General features: G+C 61.4%; 12 protein-coding genes, 2 tRNA genes and 1 pseudogene. 3 read left to right on the forward strand and 12 right to left on the reverse strand.

The window, feature by feature from the left end:
* Positions 1 to 69 precede the first annotated feature (69 nt).
* Entirely contained in the window at positions 70 to 381 is a 312-nt protein-coding gene (locus MESS4_RS20895) for a hypothetical protein (protein WP_006335237.1), read from the forward strand.
* Between the two features lie 32 nt (positions 382 to 413).
* Here the strand turns inward: MESS4_RS20895 and MESS4_RS20900 are convergent, their stop codons facing one another.
* The 10 genes from MESS4_RS20900 to MESS4_RS33655 form a co-directional block, all read right to left on the reverse strand.
* Positions 414 to 1,250, reverse strand: a complete 837-nt coding sequence (locus MESS4_RS20900; RefSeq protein ID WP_036241803.1) for a tetratricopeptide repeat protein — start codon at positions 1,248 to 1,250, stop codon at positions 414 to 416.
* The gene (ilvD, locus tag MESS4_RS20905; protein ID WP_006335241.1) at positions 1,237 to 2,961 is read right to left on the reverse strand and encodes a dihydroxy-acid dehydratase; all 1,725 of its coding nucleotides are present in this window, start codon (positions 2,959 to 2,961) and stop codon (positions 1,237 to 1,239) included. Before ilvD ends, MESS4_RS20900 begins: the two co-directional genes overlap by 14 nt.
* Before the next feature lie 302 nt (positions 2,962 to 3,263).
* Complete coding sequence (locus tag MESS4_RS20910) at positions 3,264 to 4,463, reverse strand: OmpP1/FadL family transporter (RefSeq protein WP_244441184.1); 1,200 nt, start codon at positions 4,461 to 4,463, stop codon at positions 3,264 to 3,266.
* Positions 4,464 to 4,942: 479 nt separating this feature from the next.
* Positions 4,943 to 7,726, reverse strand: a complete 2,784-nt coding sequence (locus MESS4_RS20915) for a valine--tRNA ligase (RefSeq protein WP_006335245.1) — start codon at positions 7,724 to 7,726, stop codon at positions 4,943 to 4,945.
* 532 nt (positions 7,727 to 8,258) lie between these two features.
* Positions 8,259 to 9,128: a PopZ family protein gene (locus tag MESS4_RS20920; RefSeq protein ID WP_006335247.1), complete on the reverse strand. Its 870-nt coding sequence runs from the start codon at positions 9,126 to 9,128 to the stop codon at positions 8,259 to 8,261.
* Positions 9,129 to 9,474: 346 nt separating this feature from the next.
* A complete protein-coding gene (locus MESS4_RS20925) occupies positions 9,475 to 10,863 on the reverse strand; it encodes a TolC family outer membrane protein (RefSeq protein WP_006335248.1) in 1,389 nt (462 codons plus the stop codon).
* Positions 10,864 to 11,048: 185 nt separating this feature from the next.
* On the reverse strand, positions 11,049 to 11,717 hold the full coding sequence (locus tag MESS4_RS20930) for a protein-L-isoaspartate O-methyltransferase (RefSeq protein ID WP_006335249.1): 669 nt from the start codon (positions 11,715 to 11,717) through the stop codon (positions 11,049 to 11,051).
* Between the two features lie 116 nt (positions 11,718 to 11,833).
* A tRNA-Cys gene (locus MESS4_RS20935) sits at positions 11,834 to 11,907 on the reverse strand.
* Positions 11,908 to 12,233: 326 nt separating this feature from the next.
* The gene (locus tag MESS4_RS20940; protein ID WP_006335251.1) at positions 12,234 to 12,494 is read right to left on the reverse strand and encodes a hypothetical protein; all 261 of its coding nucleotides are present in this window, start codon (positions 12,492 to 12,494) and stop codon (positions 12,234 to 12,236) included.
* A complete protein-coding gene (locus MESS4_RS33655; RefSeq protein WP_157385632.1) occupies positions 12,491 to 12,700 on the reverse strand; it encodes a hypothetical protein in 210 nt (69 codons plus the stop codon). The genes MESS4_RS20940 and MESS4_RS33655 overlap by 4 nt, the downstream gene beginning before the upstream one ends.
* Positions 12,701 to 12,714: 14 nt before the next feature.
* Here MESS4_RS33655 and MESS4_RS20945 point away from each other — a divergent pair.
* Positions 12,715 to 12,789, forward strand: a tRNA-Asn gene (locus MESS4_RS20945).
* Between the two features lie 537 nt (positions 12,790 to 13,326).
* Positions 13,327 to 13,614: a hypothetical protein gene (locus MESS4_RS32505; protein WP_006335252.1), complete on the forward strand. Its 288-nt coding sequence runs from the start codon at positions 13,327 to 13,329 to the stop codon at positions 13,612 to 13,614.
* A 95-nt stretch (positions 13,615 to 13,709) separates the two neighbouring features.
* Here MESS4_RS32505 and MESS4_RS34685 read toward each other — a convergent pair.
* Positions 13,710 to 13,894, reverse strand: a pseudogene (locus MESS4_RS34685) (NADP-dependent oxidoreductase); the annotation flags it as partial.
* 80 nt (positions 13,895 to 13,974) lie between these two features.
* Positions 13,975 to 14,490: a hypothetical protein gene (locus MESS4_RS20955; RefSeq protein WP_244441177.1), complete on the reverse strand. Its 516-nt coding sequence runs from the start codon at positions 14,488 to 14,490 to the stop codon at positions 13,975 to 13,977.
* Between the last annotated feature and the right edge of the window lie 64 nt (positions 14,491 to 14,554).

Here is a 14,554-nt window from a genome sequence, read left to right on the forward strand (position 1 = left end):
GTCGCCTGGGGGCACATTCATAAGTTGACCTCTTATCGCCACAAATCGCGCGCTTGATGAGAAATCATCATGGTGGCTGGGGTTCCCATGACTATTCGATTTGCTCTCTGCCCGATCGGCTGCGCGCTTGCGATGGCTGTGGCGACGCCGGCTTTCGCCGACGCGGAATGCCTGGCTAATGGAAAATCATTCCAAATCGGTCAGGTCGCCTGCCTGACGCTTTCCAGCCGGAGCCACCTCGCCCGCTGCGACATGGTGCTCAACAACACCTCGTGGACGAGAGTGGACGACGAGTGCCCGGGAAATACGCCAGCGCTTCACCCCACGTCGATCTCGACACCGGCACCCAGCCTGGTGCCCACGGAGCCGACCGAGAACTGATTTTCCGATAATCTGGAAAGCGGCCGTCGCGACTACTGGTCGCCGCCGCCCTTGGTGAGGATGTCGTCGGCCAGCGAAATCGCTGTGCGGCGATCGGCTTCGCCGGCGGTGGCAAACGCCTCTTCCTGCATGCCGCGTATCCATGGCTGGTCTGCCGGTGAAGCGCGTTCGAGCGCCGCGGTCATCATCGCCAGGCCGCGCACGATCTTGCCGCTCTGGAACAGCAAATTGCCGAGCGTTGCCTGCGCACCGGCATGGCCCTTTTCGGCGGCGAGCTGGAACCAGCGGCCGGCCTGCTTGACGCTGGCCTTGACGCCGCCCTCGCCCTTCAGGAACATCTGGCCCATCTCGAACTGGGCGTTCGGGTTGCGGTAGTTGGCGGCGGCGCGCATGTAATATTCCTGGGCCGCCACTTCGTTCTCGGCGACCGGGCTGCCGGGAATGCCTTTCCTCAGATAGTCGCCGAGCGCCACCAGCGCGTCCGACACATAGCTCTCTTCCGGCGAGCCGGGCTCGACATCCTGGTCGACGATCTCGCTGAAGAATTTGAACGCGGCATAGTCGTCGCGCGCCACGCCATCGCCCTCGGCATACATGCGCGCAAGCTTCCAGGTGGCGCCGATCTGACCGTTTTCGGCCGCGTATTTATAAGCTTCCGCAGCCTGCTCCTTGTGGCCGTTCTTGTAAGCGGAAAAGCCGAACTGGAACACCGCCCACGGGCTGGACTGCGGCTTCACGCCGGTCTTGTCGTCGAACACCTTGTCGTCGAAGGCCATGGCCTGGCCCACGGCGCCCAAGGTCGCGCCAAAAGTGGCGATCGCGACCAGTGCCGAAAAGACAGACGACCTCAACAACTCAGATATCCGCATAACAATGTGTTTCTTTCGCACCGCCCGGATGGGTGACCGCGCCGTCGCGGGCAGGCCCTACCGTTTGTGCATATTTCCAGATCGCGCCCGACTGATAGTCAGTCGTGCGCGCCTTCCAAGTCTCTGCCCTCGCTGCCAGTTCCGTGTCGGACAGATCGACCTCGATCGTGCCGTTCACTGCATCGATCGAGACCACGTCACCATCCCTGAGCAATCCGATCGGGCCACCCAAGGCAGCTTCCGGCCCGACATGGCCGATGCAGAAACCGCGCGTCGCGCCCGAAAAGCGTCCGTCGGTGATGAGGGCCACCTTGCCACCCATGCCCTGGCCGTAGAGGGCCGCCGTCGTCGACAGCATTTCCCGCATGCCCGGACCGCCGCGCGGACCCTCGTAGCGGATGACGAGAACCTCGCCCTCCCTGTAGTTGCGCTGCGTGACCGCCTCGAAACATTCCTCTTCCGAATCGAAGCAGCGCGCCGGACCGGAGAATTTCAACTCCGCCATGCCCGCGACCTTCACGATCGCGCCTTCGGGGGCAAGGTTTCCCTTCAAGCCCACGACACCGCCGGTCTGGGTGATTGGTCGGTTGGCGGGACGGACCACATCCTGGCTATCATTCCAGGCAACGTGCTCCATGTTTTCGGCCAAAGTGCGGCCGGTCACCGTCAGGCAATCGCCATGCAGGTAGCCGTGATCGAGCAGCGTCTTCATCAGGAGCGGAATGCCGCCGGCCTCGAACATGTCCTTGGCGACATATTTGCCGCCCGGCTTCAGATCGGCGATATAGGGCGTCTTCTCGAAGATCCTGGCCACGTCGAACAGGTCGAATTTTATTCCGGCCTCATGCGCGATCGCCGGCAGATGCAGCGCCGCATTGGTCGAGCCGCCGGTGGCCGAAACCACGGTCGCCGCATTCTCCAGCGCCTTCAGCGTGACGATGTCGCGCGGGCGGATGTTCCTTGCGATCAGCTCCACGATCTTTTCGCCGGAGGCGAAATTGAAGCGGTCGCGCATCTCATAGGGCGCCGGCGCGCCGCAGGAATAAGGCAGCGCCAGACCGATCGCCTCGGCGACCGTGGCCATGGTGTTGGCGGTGAACTGGGCGCCGCAGGAACCGGCCGACGGACAGGCCGCCTGTTCGATTTCGAGGAGTTCGGCATCACCGATCGTACCGACCGAGTGCTGGCCGACCGCCTCGAACACGTCCTGGACGGTGATCTGCCGGCCCTTGTAGGAACCGGGCAGGATCGAGCCGCCATAGATGAAGATCGACGGCACGTTGAGCCGCACCATGGCCATCATCATGCCGGGCAGCGACTTGTCGCAGCCGGCAAGACCAACCAGCGCGTCGTAGCAATGGCCGCGCATGGTGAGTTCGACCGAATCGGCGATGACCTCGCGCGACACCAGCGACGATTTCATGCCCTGGTGGCCCATGGCGATGCCATCGGTGACGGTGATGGTGCAGAATTCGCGCGGCGTGCCGCTGGCGGCGGCGACGCCCTTCTTGACCACTTGCGCCTGGCGCATCAGCGAGATGTTGCAGGGTGCTGCCTCGTTCCAGCAGCTCGCGACGCCGACCAGCGGCTGCGCGATCTCGGCCGCCGACAGTCCCATCGCATAGAGATAGGAGCGGTGCGGCGCGCGCGCCGGACCGACCGTCACGTGGCGGCTGGGCAGCTTGGCCTTAGAGATGACTCTGGCGTCCATACTCTTCCTTGCCGCGGGCGGTGCGGCCTGCCCCATCGCCGAGCCTTTTGGCACGTGTCCCGAGACAAATTCGAGGTGCGCCGGGTTTATGGCGGGAAATAGGCAATTTCCCCGGGCAGGTTTCAACATTACAGGATGTTCAGAAACTGTTGCCGAAACGTCACAATCGCAAGAGGCGAAGGGTGTGCGGCGTATTTGCAACGTTGGCCATATGCCGATCACCCCGCAAGCCATTCGGAGGAGCCCGGCCAAAACAAAAACGCCGCGCAAAGCCCGGTGTTTTGTCGTTCAATTCTAAAGACTTACCACTTCACCTTCACGGAAGCCGAAAGGGCGGACACGAGATCGTTGCCAAAATCATATGACACGTCCGTGCCATGGGGAATACCATCCTCGTCATAGACGACGCCCACTGACCCACTGGTCATGATGCCTACGGCGCCACCGAAGCGGACCTCGACGTTTTTGCTAGGCGTGAAGGACGCACCGGCGGCGACCGTCCAGGTATCAGTCTGCGAGCTCAGACCCGTCGTCGTGCCGCGATCCCAGGTAAGGGTCGCCGCGCCGCTCCACTGCTCGTTGAACTTGTGACCGATACCGCCGGATACGGTCCAGCCGTCGCGATACAGCAGGTCCAGAGATGTGACAAAGCTCGGACCCCCGTAGGTACAGGCAACCGGAGCCCCAACAGCGCAGAAATTGACAATCTGCAACACACTCCAGTCGACCCACTTCACCGATCCGAAGGCCAGCCAGTCCGGAGCAATGCCGGACTGGAGCTTGAACTCAACCGACTGCGGCATGGTCGCTGTGCCAACTACGGGAATTACGCTGCTGCCAACCTGCGTGAGATCGACCGTTCCGGTCACATCGCCCAGATCGACCGCGCTGTTGTAGACCAAGCTGGCACGGAGCGCGATTTCGGGGATCTCATAGGCAGCGCCCATGCGCCAACCGACACCATTGCCCTCGAGATCGATCCGGCCAATGCCGGTAAAAGGCACGGGAAATCCCGTGAAGTCCTGGACCAGCCGCGTCTTGAAGCCACTGACATCCTGGTAGAACACACCGCCGATGAAGCGGAACTGACCTTTGCCTGCATCCATCTTGTAGGAGCAGGTCGCGGCATAGTTCTCGCTGTCGATCTTGGTTTCGATGTTGCTGTTGGCGCCTGCCCAGTTGAGCCCGGGATTCGTATGCGCTCCCCAAGGTTCTGAATAGTCGGCCATACAGTCGATTTGGCTTCCAACTCCGACCTTGATGCCCATGCGGGGAACAAAATAGCCCTCTGTTTCATCGGCAGTGCTGGATCGATAGTTCAGGTTGCCGCCGCCGGGGCCCGTGACCACGGGAAACGCGGTGGTCGTGTCGGTGTCCACGGCATTCTTGACCTTCCGGTCGGGCATGACATAGGTGCCGGAAACCTCGCCGGTGACCTGCGCCGGATCGAACAAAAGATCGATGTTGTAGCCGCCGCGCTCGAGGCCGCCGGCATGCGCCATCCCGATCAAAGCCAGCGAAAAGCACCCCGCCGCCAGCAGTGCTTTCAGACGCAAATTGTCCATGGTGTCCTCCCCGAATATTAGTGGATCAAGCTAGAACCAATTCGGGTTAACGGTGCAACAACGAATTCGTGACGCGTACATGTACGCCTCGGTCGAACGCATTTTCGACAAAGTGACAGCCTTCGCCACGAGGCCGGAAAAACGGTCCTCTGGCCGCAAATCGACAAAAAGAATCAGAAAAACCGCTTAAAATGACGCGAAAACAGCGTATTTTTGCGAGGTCGAGCCCCATTGTTACATTATGGCAACAATGGGGCCAAAACATTCCGTTTACGTCAATATTTACGCTGCGGAATGCCTATTTTCGTGGCAGGAAGCCCGCCCGAGAAGCAGATTCAAGAGCTGGCGAATCCAGAGCATCGGACCCAAAAAGTGGAACCCTGTTTGGGTAATCCGATGCTCAAACAAAAAACGGTTCAACTGGCGTCGCGAACCCGCGCCAGCGCCACCGAAAGCTTCTCTTGCGCCTCGCGATACTCAGCAAGTTTTTCGCGCTCGGCCTCCACCACCTCTTCCGGCGCGTTGGCGACGAATTTCTCGTTCGACAGCTTCTTGTGCAGGCGGGCGATCTCCTCGGTCACCTTGGCCAGTTCCTTCTGCAACCTCGCCGCTTCAGCGGTGAGATCGATCAGGCTGCCGAGCGGCAGGCAGATGGTCGCCTCGTTGAGCACGATCTGAGCAGAGCCCTTGGGAGCTGCATCCGCCAGTGAAATATCGCCGACCCGCGCCAACCGCTTGATCGCCGAATCCTGGCGTTCGAGCCTCTCGCGCGTCGCCTCGTTGGCACCGATCACCACCAGCGGCGCGATTGCCGCCGGCGGCACGTTCATTTCCGAGCGCACGGAGCGGATGCCCGAGACAAGGTCGACCAGCCAGTTGATATCGGCGGCAGCTGCCGCATCCTCGAAATCCGGTGACGGCCAGGCGGCATGGCAAAGCAGCGATGGCCGTTCCTTGCCCTCGCCGGCCGTCTCAGCCCACAATTCTTCGGTCATGAACGGCATCATCGGGTGCAGCAGCTTGTAGATCTCGTCGAGCACGAAGGCGACGCAGGCTCGGCTTTCGGCCTTGGCGGCCTCGTCCGTGCCCATGAAGACCGGCTTCAGCAGTTCCAGATACCAGTCGCAAAACAGGTTCCAGACGAAGCGGTAGGCAACACCCGCCGCCTCGTTGAAGCGGTATGAGGTGATGCCGTCCGTAATATCCTTGGCGGCTCGCGTCAGTTCGGTCAGGATCCAGCGGTTGACCGCCAGCTTGGCGTCGTTCAGCCAGAAATCGTCGTTGCGCGCGACCTCGTTCATCTCGGCAAAGCGCGTCGCGTTCCACAGCTTGGTGCCGAAGTTGCGGTAACCGGCGATGCGTGCCGGGTCGAGCTTCACGTCGCGCCCCTGCGCCGCCATCACCGTCAGCGTGAAGCGCAGCGCATCGGCGCCGTATTCGTCGATGAGGTCGAGCGGGTCGATGACGTTGCCTTTCGACTTCGACATCTTCTGCCCGTTCTTGTCGCGCACCAGCGCATGGACATAGACCGTATGGAACGGCTCCTCGTCCATGAAATGCAGGCCCATCATCATCATGCGGGCGACCCAGAAGAAGATGATGTCGAAGCCTGTCACCAGCACGTCGGTCTGATAATAGGTCTTCAGCTCCGGTGTCTGGTCCGGCCAGCCAAGTGTCGAGAACGGCCACAGTGCCGACGAGAACCAGGTGTCGAGCACATCCTCGTCGCGGGTGAGGATCTCGCCGGGCTGAAAATTTTCGAGCTTGTCCTCGACCCAGGCCTTCCATGGCCCTTCCAGCGCCAGATAATATTCGACCGCGGCGCCAAGCGCCTCTTCCTCGGTCTTCTCGACGAAGACGCGCCCGTCCGGCCCGTACCAGGCCGGAATCTGGTGGCCCCACCAGAGCTGGCGCGAGATGCACCAGGGCTGGATGTTCTCCATCCAGTCGAAATAGGTCTTTTCCCAATTCTTCGGCACGAAATTGGTGCGGCCCTCGCGCACCGAGGCAATCGCCGGCTTGGCCAGCTCCGCCGCGTTCGCATACCATTGCTCGGTCAGAAAGGGTTCGATCGGCACGCCGCCGCGGTCGCCATGCGGCACGGCGTGGCGATGCGGCTCGACCTTGTCGAGAAAGCCACCGGCCTCCATCAGTTCGACGATCTTCTTGCGCGCGACGAAACGGTCGAGCCCGTCGAGCTCGTCCCAGACCGCCTGACGCTCCGGCGTCACTTCGAGACCGGCAAGAAAATCCTCATTGTCCTTGAGTGTCACCGCCGCCTCGACGGTGAGGATGTTGATTGCCGGCAGCTTGTGACGCCTGCCGACCTCGAAGTCGTTGAAGTCGTGCGCCGGAGTGATCTTGACCGCGCCCGAGCCTTTTTCCGGATCGGAATACTCGTCCGCCACCACCGGGATCTTGCGGCCGACGATCGGCAGGACCAGGTTCTTGCCGACCATGTGCCGAAAACGCTCGTCGTCTGGGTGCACCGCGACGGCCGTGTCGCCCAGCATCGTCTCGGGGCGCGTCGTCGCCACGGTGATGAAGGTCTTCGGGTTTTCCGGATCGAACGCCACGCCCTCGACCGGATAGCGGAAGTGCCACAGATTGCCGTTGACCTCCTGCTGCTCGACCTCGAGATCGGAAATCGCGGTCAAGAGCTTCGGGTCCCAGTTCACAAGGCGCTTGTCCTTGTAGATCAGCCCTTCCTTGTAGAGCGTCACGAACACTTCGAGCACCGCATTTGACAAGCCCTCGTCCATGGTGAAGCGCTCGCGCGACCAGTCGGCCGAGGCGCCGAGGCGCTTCAACTGATTGAAGATCGCGCCGCCGGATTCAGCCTTCCACTCCCAAACTTTCTCGATGAACTCTTCGCGCGTCAGATCACGGCGATGGATCTGTCTTTCCATGAGCTGGCGTTCGACCACCATCTGCGTGGCAATGCCGGCATGGTCCATGCCCGGCTGCCACAGCACGTTCTTGCCGCGCATGCGCTCGAAGCGCACCAATATGTCCTGCAGCGTGTTGTTGAGGGCATGGCCCATATGCAGTGAGCCTGTCACGTTCGGCGGCGGGATGACGATGGTGAAGGCTTCGGCGCCCTCCTCGGCCCCTGCGCCGGCGCGAAACGCATCGGCCTCTTCCCAGAGTTTAGCGATCTTCGGCTCGACGGTTTTTGCGTCGTAGGTTTTTTCGAGCATGGAAAGGGCGTCCGAGCTGTCGGGATTTGTTGGGTTTGGTGTAAATCGGAAGGCAGTTGGCAAGTCAACCAGCCGCGGATGGCATGGCCAATAGATAGCGCCGGGATAGTTCGGTGCAACTCGCGGAAGTGATTGTCGCAGGGCAATCGCTTCCGGTTTGCGCTGCCCATTGCCCTGCCCGTCCTCCGCAGCAGCTGCGCTGCAGCTGCGGAGGGTGGACCGGGCATTTTTCCCCGAATAGTGACGGGGAGAAAGAAGCTTGCATTGAAAGCTTTCGCCCATCGCGAACGCCGCAGCAAGGCGCCGAGGGTCGCGACAAGCCCCTTCTCCCCGTCACTATACGGGGAGAAGGTGCCGCAGGCGGATGAGGGGCAGCGCCGACTTCGACAATTGGCCGGTCGAGCGCTTGCTTTTGTCTGAAGCGATTACCCTAGTGATCGTCGACGCAGTCATTGCCCGGAAGGGGCTGAGTCCAAATTCAACAAAACGCCGCCCATCGGCAGCGCTTTTCGTCCGTCGATTGCCGAAGGCGTTACTGCGCGCCGCGCGCCACGCGCTCGATTTCCTCGCGCACCAGCCGTTCGACCAGTGTCGGCAGATTGTTGTCCAGCCAGTCCTGCAACATGGGCCGCAGCATCTCCTCGGCCATTTCGTCGAAGGTTTTCTTGCTGCGGTTGGCAAACGCATCGGAAAGCTCGCCGAAGGCAGCGGCAACCTGCCGGCCCGTACGCTCGGAAAGGATCGCCGGACGAGCGGATGGCGCCTCGACCGCGGCCGGCCGCGCCGATACGCTTTGCGGCTGGACCTCGAAAGCAGGTTCGGCCGTCACTTCGTCCTCGAAAACCTCGACCTTCGCTTGGGCGGGCGGCGGGCGGCGCATCTCGGATTTGTCCGGGGCACTGTCGGCGGCCTTGTCCGGCTTGGCCACGGTCTCGCCGACCGCGGCGATCTCGCGCCGCCAATCGGCAACGACGGCCGTCTCCGCAACCCTTGCCGTCGCAGGCGCATCCGGCTTGGCCGCCGGGGTCGGCTCGGCGGCAACCCTGGCGCTCACCTGTGCAAGCGTTACCGGCGCTTTGACCGGAGCCGGATCGGATCGCACTGGCGGCCCCATGCGTGCGATAACAGGGTCAGCGGCCTGTATCTCCGCCCGTGGCCTCCTGACGTCCAGTCCCGGACGCAATTCGGCGCGAAAAGCATCCACTACCGGCGGCGCCCCGGCTGCCTCCGGGGGCGTCCCGGCTGCCGGTGCCGGCACGGGAACAGACGCCAAATCCTGCAGCAGGTCATCCGCTTCGCCCGGCTGCTTGCGGCCGGTGTCGCTGTCCTCGATGATCCGTCTGATGGAAGCCAGTATTTCTTCCATGGAAGGTTCGCGTTGCACGCTGCTTGCCGTCGCCATCGTCACATCCGCCGCCCTTGTGACACCTTGCAGATTTCCCACCCGGCCAAAGCCGGATGCGAATCATGCCGACAGCGTAACCCACGGATCGCCTTGCGAGAATCCCCAATCTGATGGCGTGCTGGATTTCAACAGACTATGTATGTCGCGCAAAAGTGCGCAGCGGTTTTGCGACAACGACATGCATAAAAACAAGAACTTAAAGCGCGTCCGCACGAATCCCACCGAAGCGACGCGCTTTAGGCCCGCGCGTCCTTGTGACGCGCGGGCTCTAATCTGTTGATATGCAAGTAATATGAATCAACCGGTTTTTGCGGTCGCGGGCAGATCTGGACCGCTGGCGAAATCAGCGACCATCCGGCGTGCGCAGGCCGATCCACTTGTCCTTGACGGCATTGTAATGCTCTTCCGGCCGGTATTTCGTCACCTGAAGGGCGAGACGCTCGGTCGACAGGCGACCGATCGCCGAGAGGATGGCATAGCTGGCCACCACCACGTCGCGCTCGGAACTGGCCTGGTTGATCTTGGCGGTGATGACGGTCGCCTGGGCATTGAGGACGTCGAGCGTGGTGCGCTGGCCGACATTGCGTTCCTCGATGACGCCGTTCAACGCCAGTTGCGCGGCGTCGATCACTTGCCTGTTGGCAGCGACGCTCTGCTGCGCGGCGGTGTATTGCGTCCAGGCCGAGGCGACGGCCTGGCGGACTTGATCGCGGTTGACATCGACCTCGATCCGCGCCTGGCTGAGCGATTCCTTGTTCTGGCGCACAATCGCCGAGGTGCGGCCACCCGAATAGATCGGTATGGTCAGCGTCGCGCCGACGCTGGCCGAATTGGTCGTGCCATCCTGTGTCGCAGTGAGGCCCGGCACGGTGTTGCGATAGGCGCTTGAAACACCGGCGGAAGCGGAAAGCTGCGGCAGCAACGCGCCTTCGGCCGATTTCACCGAAAATGCCGCCGCGTCGACGAGATGCTGGGTAGCAAGGATGGCCGGATGCTCGTTCGCCGCAATCCCGATCGCGGCCTCAAGGCTCCGGGGCAAGAGCTTCGACACTGGTGAAGCACCCCTAAGCTTGCCGGGCTCGTCGCCGACGATCTGGTGATAGGTCGCGGCACTTGCCAGCGCCTGCGCGCGGGCGGCGGCCAGTTGTGCCACGGCCGAGGCGCGTGAGGCGTCGGCCTGTGCCACGTCGGTGCGGGTGCCCTCGCCGACCTCGAAGCGCGAGCGCGCCGCGCGTGCCTGCTCGGTGAGGAACTGCAGATTCTGTTCGGTCAGCACTGCAATCTGGCGGTCGCGAATGACGTCCATATAGGCGCTTGCCGCGTTGAACAGGATGTTCTCTTCGGTGTTGCGCAGGGTCTCGACCGAGGCGCGGACCTGGGCTTCGGCGGCCGCGACATTGTTCCTGGTCTGAAACCCGTCGAACAACGTCTGGTCTATCTGCACGCCGAAATTGCCGGTGGTCAGACGCGCGGTGTTGTTGGTGCCGTTGAGATGGCTGCTGGAGTAATCGATGCTCGCGGAACCATTGATGGTTGGGCGCCAGCCGGACTTGGCGATGGCGACGCCCTCGTCGGTGACGCGGACACCGGCGCGGGCCGAATTCAGTTGCGAATTGTTCTGATAGGCCTTTGAAAGCGCGCCGAGGATGGTTTCCGCCGAGGCGGCCAGCGGAGAAAGCGCGGTCGCGGAAACGAGGACGGCGGCAAAAAGGCTCTTGCGTACAGACGGCACGTTATATTCCCTCATTCGTTTTGCACGGGAACCGCGCCACGCCAGCCTCTCTTTCTGATCAGCCGGCGCCGCGTTTTCATCGTTCCCCCGCTGATAGCCCCCAGAATTGCCCGGTTATGCTGATCAACAACGATTGTTCAAACGCAAGCGAACATGACAGCGCCTTTGCTGCAAGGCAAAACCACTCAGAATTCAAACGCATGGATGCGTTCAAATCCAGGTAGTGGCTTTATTGCCGCATTAAATGCGCGTCTTCCCGTTACAACCCCCCCGGTTTTAAAAAATAGACGGGCCACGCCCGAATTTCCCTGCCCCTCGACCGCGACCAGACGCCCGCCCTCGGCAAGCTGGTCAAGCAGCGGCGCCGGCACCTTCCCCACGCTGCCGCCGATGAAGATGACATCGTATGGCGCCGCAGCGGCATGGCCTTCCGGCAGCGGTCCCTTGACCACGGTGACATTGTCGCAGCCCAGCGCCGATAGCGTCGATCTAGCGGCCTCAACCAGCGTCGAATCGCTTTCCAGCGCAACGACGGACTTTGCCAGCCGCGACAGGATCGCCGACCCATAGCCGGTGCCGCAGCCGACATCGAGCGCCGAATCACCGGGCGCGATCTCGGCCAGTTGCACCAGCTTGGCCAGCGGCGAAGGCTCCATGAGATAGCGCGGGCCATCCGCTCCATCGGCAATGCGGATGTCCTCGTCGATATAGGCAAGAGCGCTTTGGCCGGAGGCGACAAAAGCCTCGCGCGGCACGGCAAGCATTGCATCGATGAGCGGCGCGCTGGTCACGTCGGTGGTGCGAATCTGGCCATCGACCATCTTCACCCGGCGTTCGGCAAAATCAGCGCTCATGTTCCAACCAATCCGCCCAAACTTGATCCGCCCAAACTCAACCTGCTTGCCGCGCCGGCGGCTCATTTCGATCGGAACCCTGGCCCCTGGCGCTGGCGCGCGGGAGCTTGGGCGCCTGGAGGCCTCGCCCGGAATCGAACCGGGGTGCAAGGATTTGCAGTCCTCTGCGTAACCACTCCGCCACGAGGCCTCGTTGCTCCCGGCGTTCCACCCGGTTCCAATAGGTTGCGGCGAAAATGCCGTCAAGCGGCCATGGTGCATTCCGGACGGTTTCCCCTAGGCGTCGTGCCACGTTTCGAATCTTCGATACGCATATTGCGATTAGTATATTAGTTAATTGTTAAACACCAAATATGGCGAAGGGAAGCCCAGAACCTGAACTTCACGTCAGGTAGGCCGGAGGGTCCACTCTCAAGGAGATTTGCGAGGACTTGGGGCAATGCTCAGCGCATTAGCCATGGTGAGTCGAGCGAGCTTCTTCGACGCTTGCCGGCTTGCCAATTCGGCGCGAACTTCTCATTTCGACCGCCGCCGTCGCTCCCACCAGACGACGAACCGGCGCCGGTGGCGGCGCACCAAGGCAAACTCGTAGGAGAGCACCAGCAATCCGATCGGAATCATCCAGAAACCCAGGATGGGCAGGAAGCCGAGAATGCCGCCGAAGATCAGGACAGCCCCAATCGCGATCCTGCGGCTGCGCGAGCGCGGCATGGTGAACTCGCGGCCGAAGACCGATATTTTCCGTGCCGGCACCTGATTGTCGCTTGTTGCGCTCATGTCTGGTTGATGATCCGCTCGATAAAATAAAGACACCAGAAGACGAAAGCCGCAACCGCCTTTTCGGTTCCGCTCCCCGCCGGATGGCTGATATGAGGATGCAAACGCGCGATTGCGAGAAATCGCCGCGCGAAAAAAGCACCGAAAAAATACGAAATGCTTCTTTGCAAAGCCGAAACGGGTTTGCTATAGGCTGCGCCACTCACATGAGAGCCTCTGTTCCCCGGTAGCTCAGTGGTAGAGCAACCGGCTGTTAACCGGTTGGTCGCTGGTTCGAATCCGGCCCGGGGAGCCAACTTTTTCAGAGGCTTAGACTGTCCTTAAAATCTCCGAAAAGCGGCTGATCTACAGCATATCTACAGAATCTGGTTTCGCTATGGCCTGACCTGATGATGGCTGCGAATCGGCGTGACGGCAGGCTTTGTATGAACATCAGGATCGCCCAACGACCTTTCACGGCGGTAACAGGGGGGTTCGATTCCCCTTGGGCGTACCAGATATTCACTTGATGCCAATCCGCAATCGGCGGTCCCGATAAGGGACCCGAAAAGCAGCGGTCGCCGCAGCCGAATCCACTTCTTCGCGATGGGCGCATGCGCAGCGCATTTCGTCGCCGGAATATCCACCTACCCCGAGGAAAGGGCCGGCGACACCTCCCAAGCCAATTTCCGCCCGCCGCGCTCCACGTTGTTGCAAGACGTTCAAATTTGAGCTTCCGTACTCATGCTTTGTCGAGAGTATCTCCTGTAGTCCTTTAGACCTTCTGCGCCGCAAGGTTGCGCCGTTCTGAATGGCCGTCGGCGACGAATGACGACGAAAATAGGAGAACGCAATGACTCGCAATCACGTTGAACGTCTTGATGAGTTCAGGGAGATCCTGGTCGCGACTCGACGCGAAGGAGTCCGCAACGTGCACCATACTCGCGACGCAATGCGGGCAAGTGGCTTTCAGATCGGGGACAGCGACGGCTCCAGCTATGGAGCCGAGCTGAAGGCGCTCCAAGAGGAAATTGAGGCAGTGGATCGCGCCATCGAAGACGAGAAGCGGCTGGCCCTGGCCCTCGACAGCGCTGCTCAATCCCGGCGACCGACCAAGCCGAGAATCGTGAAGGTAACATAGATTCAGATACCGCCCTTGGCGCCCGTCGATCGCCTGCGACACCCGGCCGACCGGACAGCGCCGGTCGGCTGCGTGCATCGATAGGCGCCTGTTGCTCATGCACGAACGGGGATGATCTTCTCCCCCGAGCGTCGCTCGGTCGGGTTGAAGGCGGGAACGGCATAGTCGAGGGTCGAGATGTTGCCGATGTTCGCCCGCAGTCGTCCGTCCCGCACCCGCTGGACGATCTCATTCAGTTGGCACGATCGGACTCGACAACGAAGTCGACCGCCAGGCCATTGGCAGGCTGCGTCGTCGGGCGGCCCGACGACGGTCACCCGTGAACCGGCGTCTGTGGGTGGAAAGCTGCCGATCAGGCGATCAATGCTTGAGGCACTTGCGGCCCATTGCCATGGCCTTGAAGGTGCCCTTCAGATCGACGACGAAGGTCCCCTTGGTTTCCGGAAATACGATCATTTCGTATTTCTTCGCCACGTCGCGCTTGAATTTCGGGTCGTCTGTCAGGATGTAGCCGCCAGAATATCCGCCCTTGAGTTCGCCGCTCGTGCTGGTGGCCACACCGCTATAAAGATGGCCAGCCATTGAGACGAAGATTTGCGACTGGTTGCCGTTCTGGAGGCCGATATCCACCTTCGTGAACACGCCGAGATACCCGACCTCCTGATTTGCGGTAACGCCCATTTGCACAGCACTTGGGCCATCTTGGCGTACGATCAAGCAATCTCCGCGCGTTTGGTTTGCATAGACCGTCCAGCCCTCGATGTCTTCACCGTATCGGACAAGCACATCGCTGGCCTTGGGAAGCGGATTTTGATTTTGTGCGTAGGCCGCCGTTGCGAACGAAAGTGCTACTGACGTTGCCGCGATGAGTGTCATGACGTTTCGCATGGATATTCCCCTTGTGTTCAGGCTGAACTGTTCTGTGGACGTTGGCGCGATA

Origin of the sequence: Mesorhizobium sp. STM 4661, from assembly GCF_000359125.1 — a bacterium.
In the GTDB taxonomy this organism is placed as follows: Bacteria; Pseudomonadota; Alphaproteobacteria; order Rhizobiales; family Rhizobiaceae; genus Mesorhizobium.

Coding starts and splice junctions, on each gene's coding strand:
- MESS4_RS20900 (WP_036241803.1), bottom strand. CDS start 1,250: ATGCGGATATCTGAGTTGTTGAGGTCGTCTGTCTTTTCGGCACTGGTC.
- MESS4_RS20920 (WP_006335247.1), bottom strand. CDS start 9,128: ATGGCGACGGCAAGCAGCGTGCAACGCGAACCTTCCATGGAAGAAATA.
- ilvD (WP_006335241.1), bottom strand. CDS start 2,961: ATGGACGCCAGAGTCATCTCTAAGGCCAAGCTGCCCAGCCGCCACGTG.
- MESS4_RS20940 (WP_006335251.1), bottom strand. CDS start 12,494: ATGAGCGCAACAAGCGACAATCAGGTGCCGGCACGGAAAATATCGGTC.
- MESS4_RS20955 (WP_244441177.1), bottom strand. CDS start 14,490: ATGACACTCATCGCGGCAACGTCAGTAGCACTTTCGTTCGCAACGGCG.
- MESS4_RS32505 (WP_006335252.1), top strand. CDS start 13,327: ATGACTCGCAATCACGTTGAACGTCTTGATGAGTTCAGGGAGATCCTG.
- MESS4_RS20915 (WP_006335245.1), bottom strand. CDS start 7,726: ATGCTCGAAAAAACCTACGACGCAAAAACCGTCGAGCCGAAGATCGCT.
- MESS4_RS20895 (WP_006335237.1), top strand. CDS start 70: ATGGTGGCTGGGGTTCCCATGACTATTCGATTTGCTCTCTGCCCGATC.
- MESS4_RS20930 (WP_006335249.1), bottom strand. CDS start 11,717: ATGAGCGCTGATTTTGCCGAACGCCGGGTGAAGATGGTCGATGGCCAG.
- MESS4_RS20910 (WP_244441184.1), bottom strand. CDS start 4,463: ATGGCGCATGCCGGCGGCCTCGAGCGCGGCGGCTACAACATCGATCTT.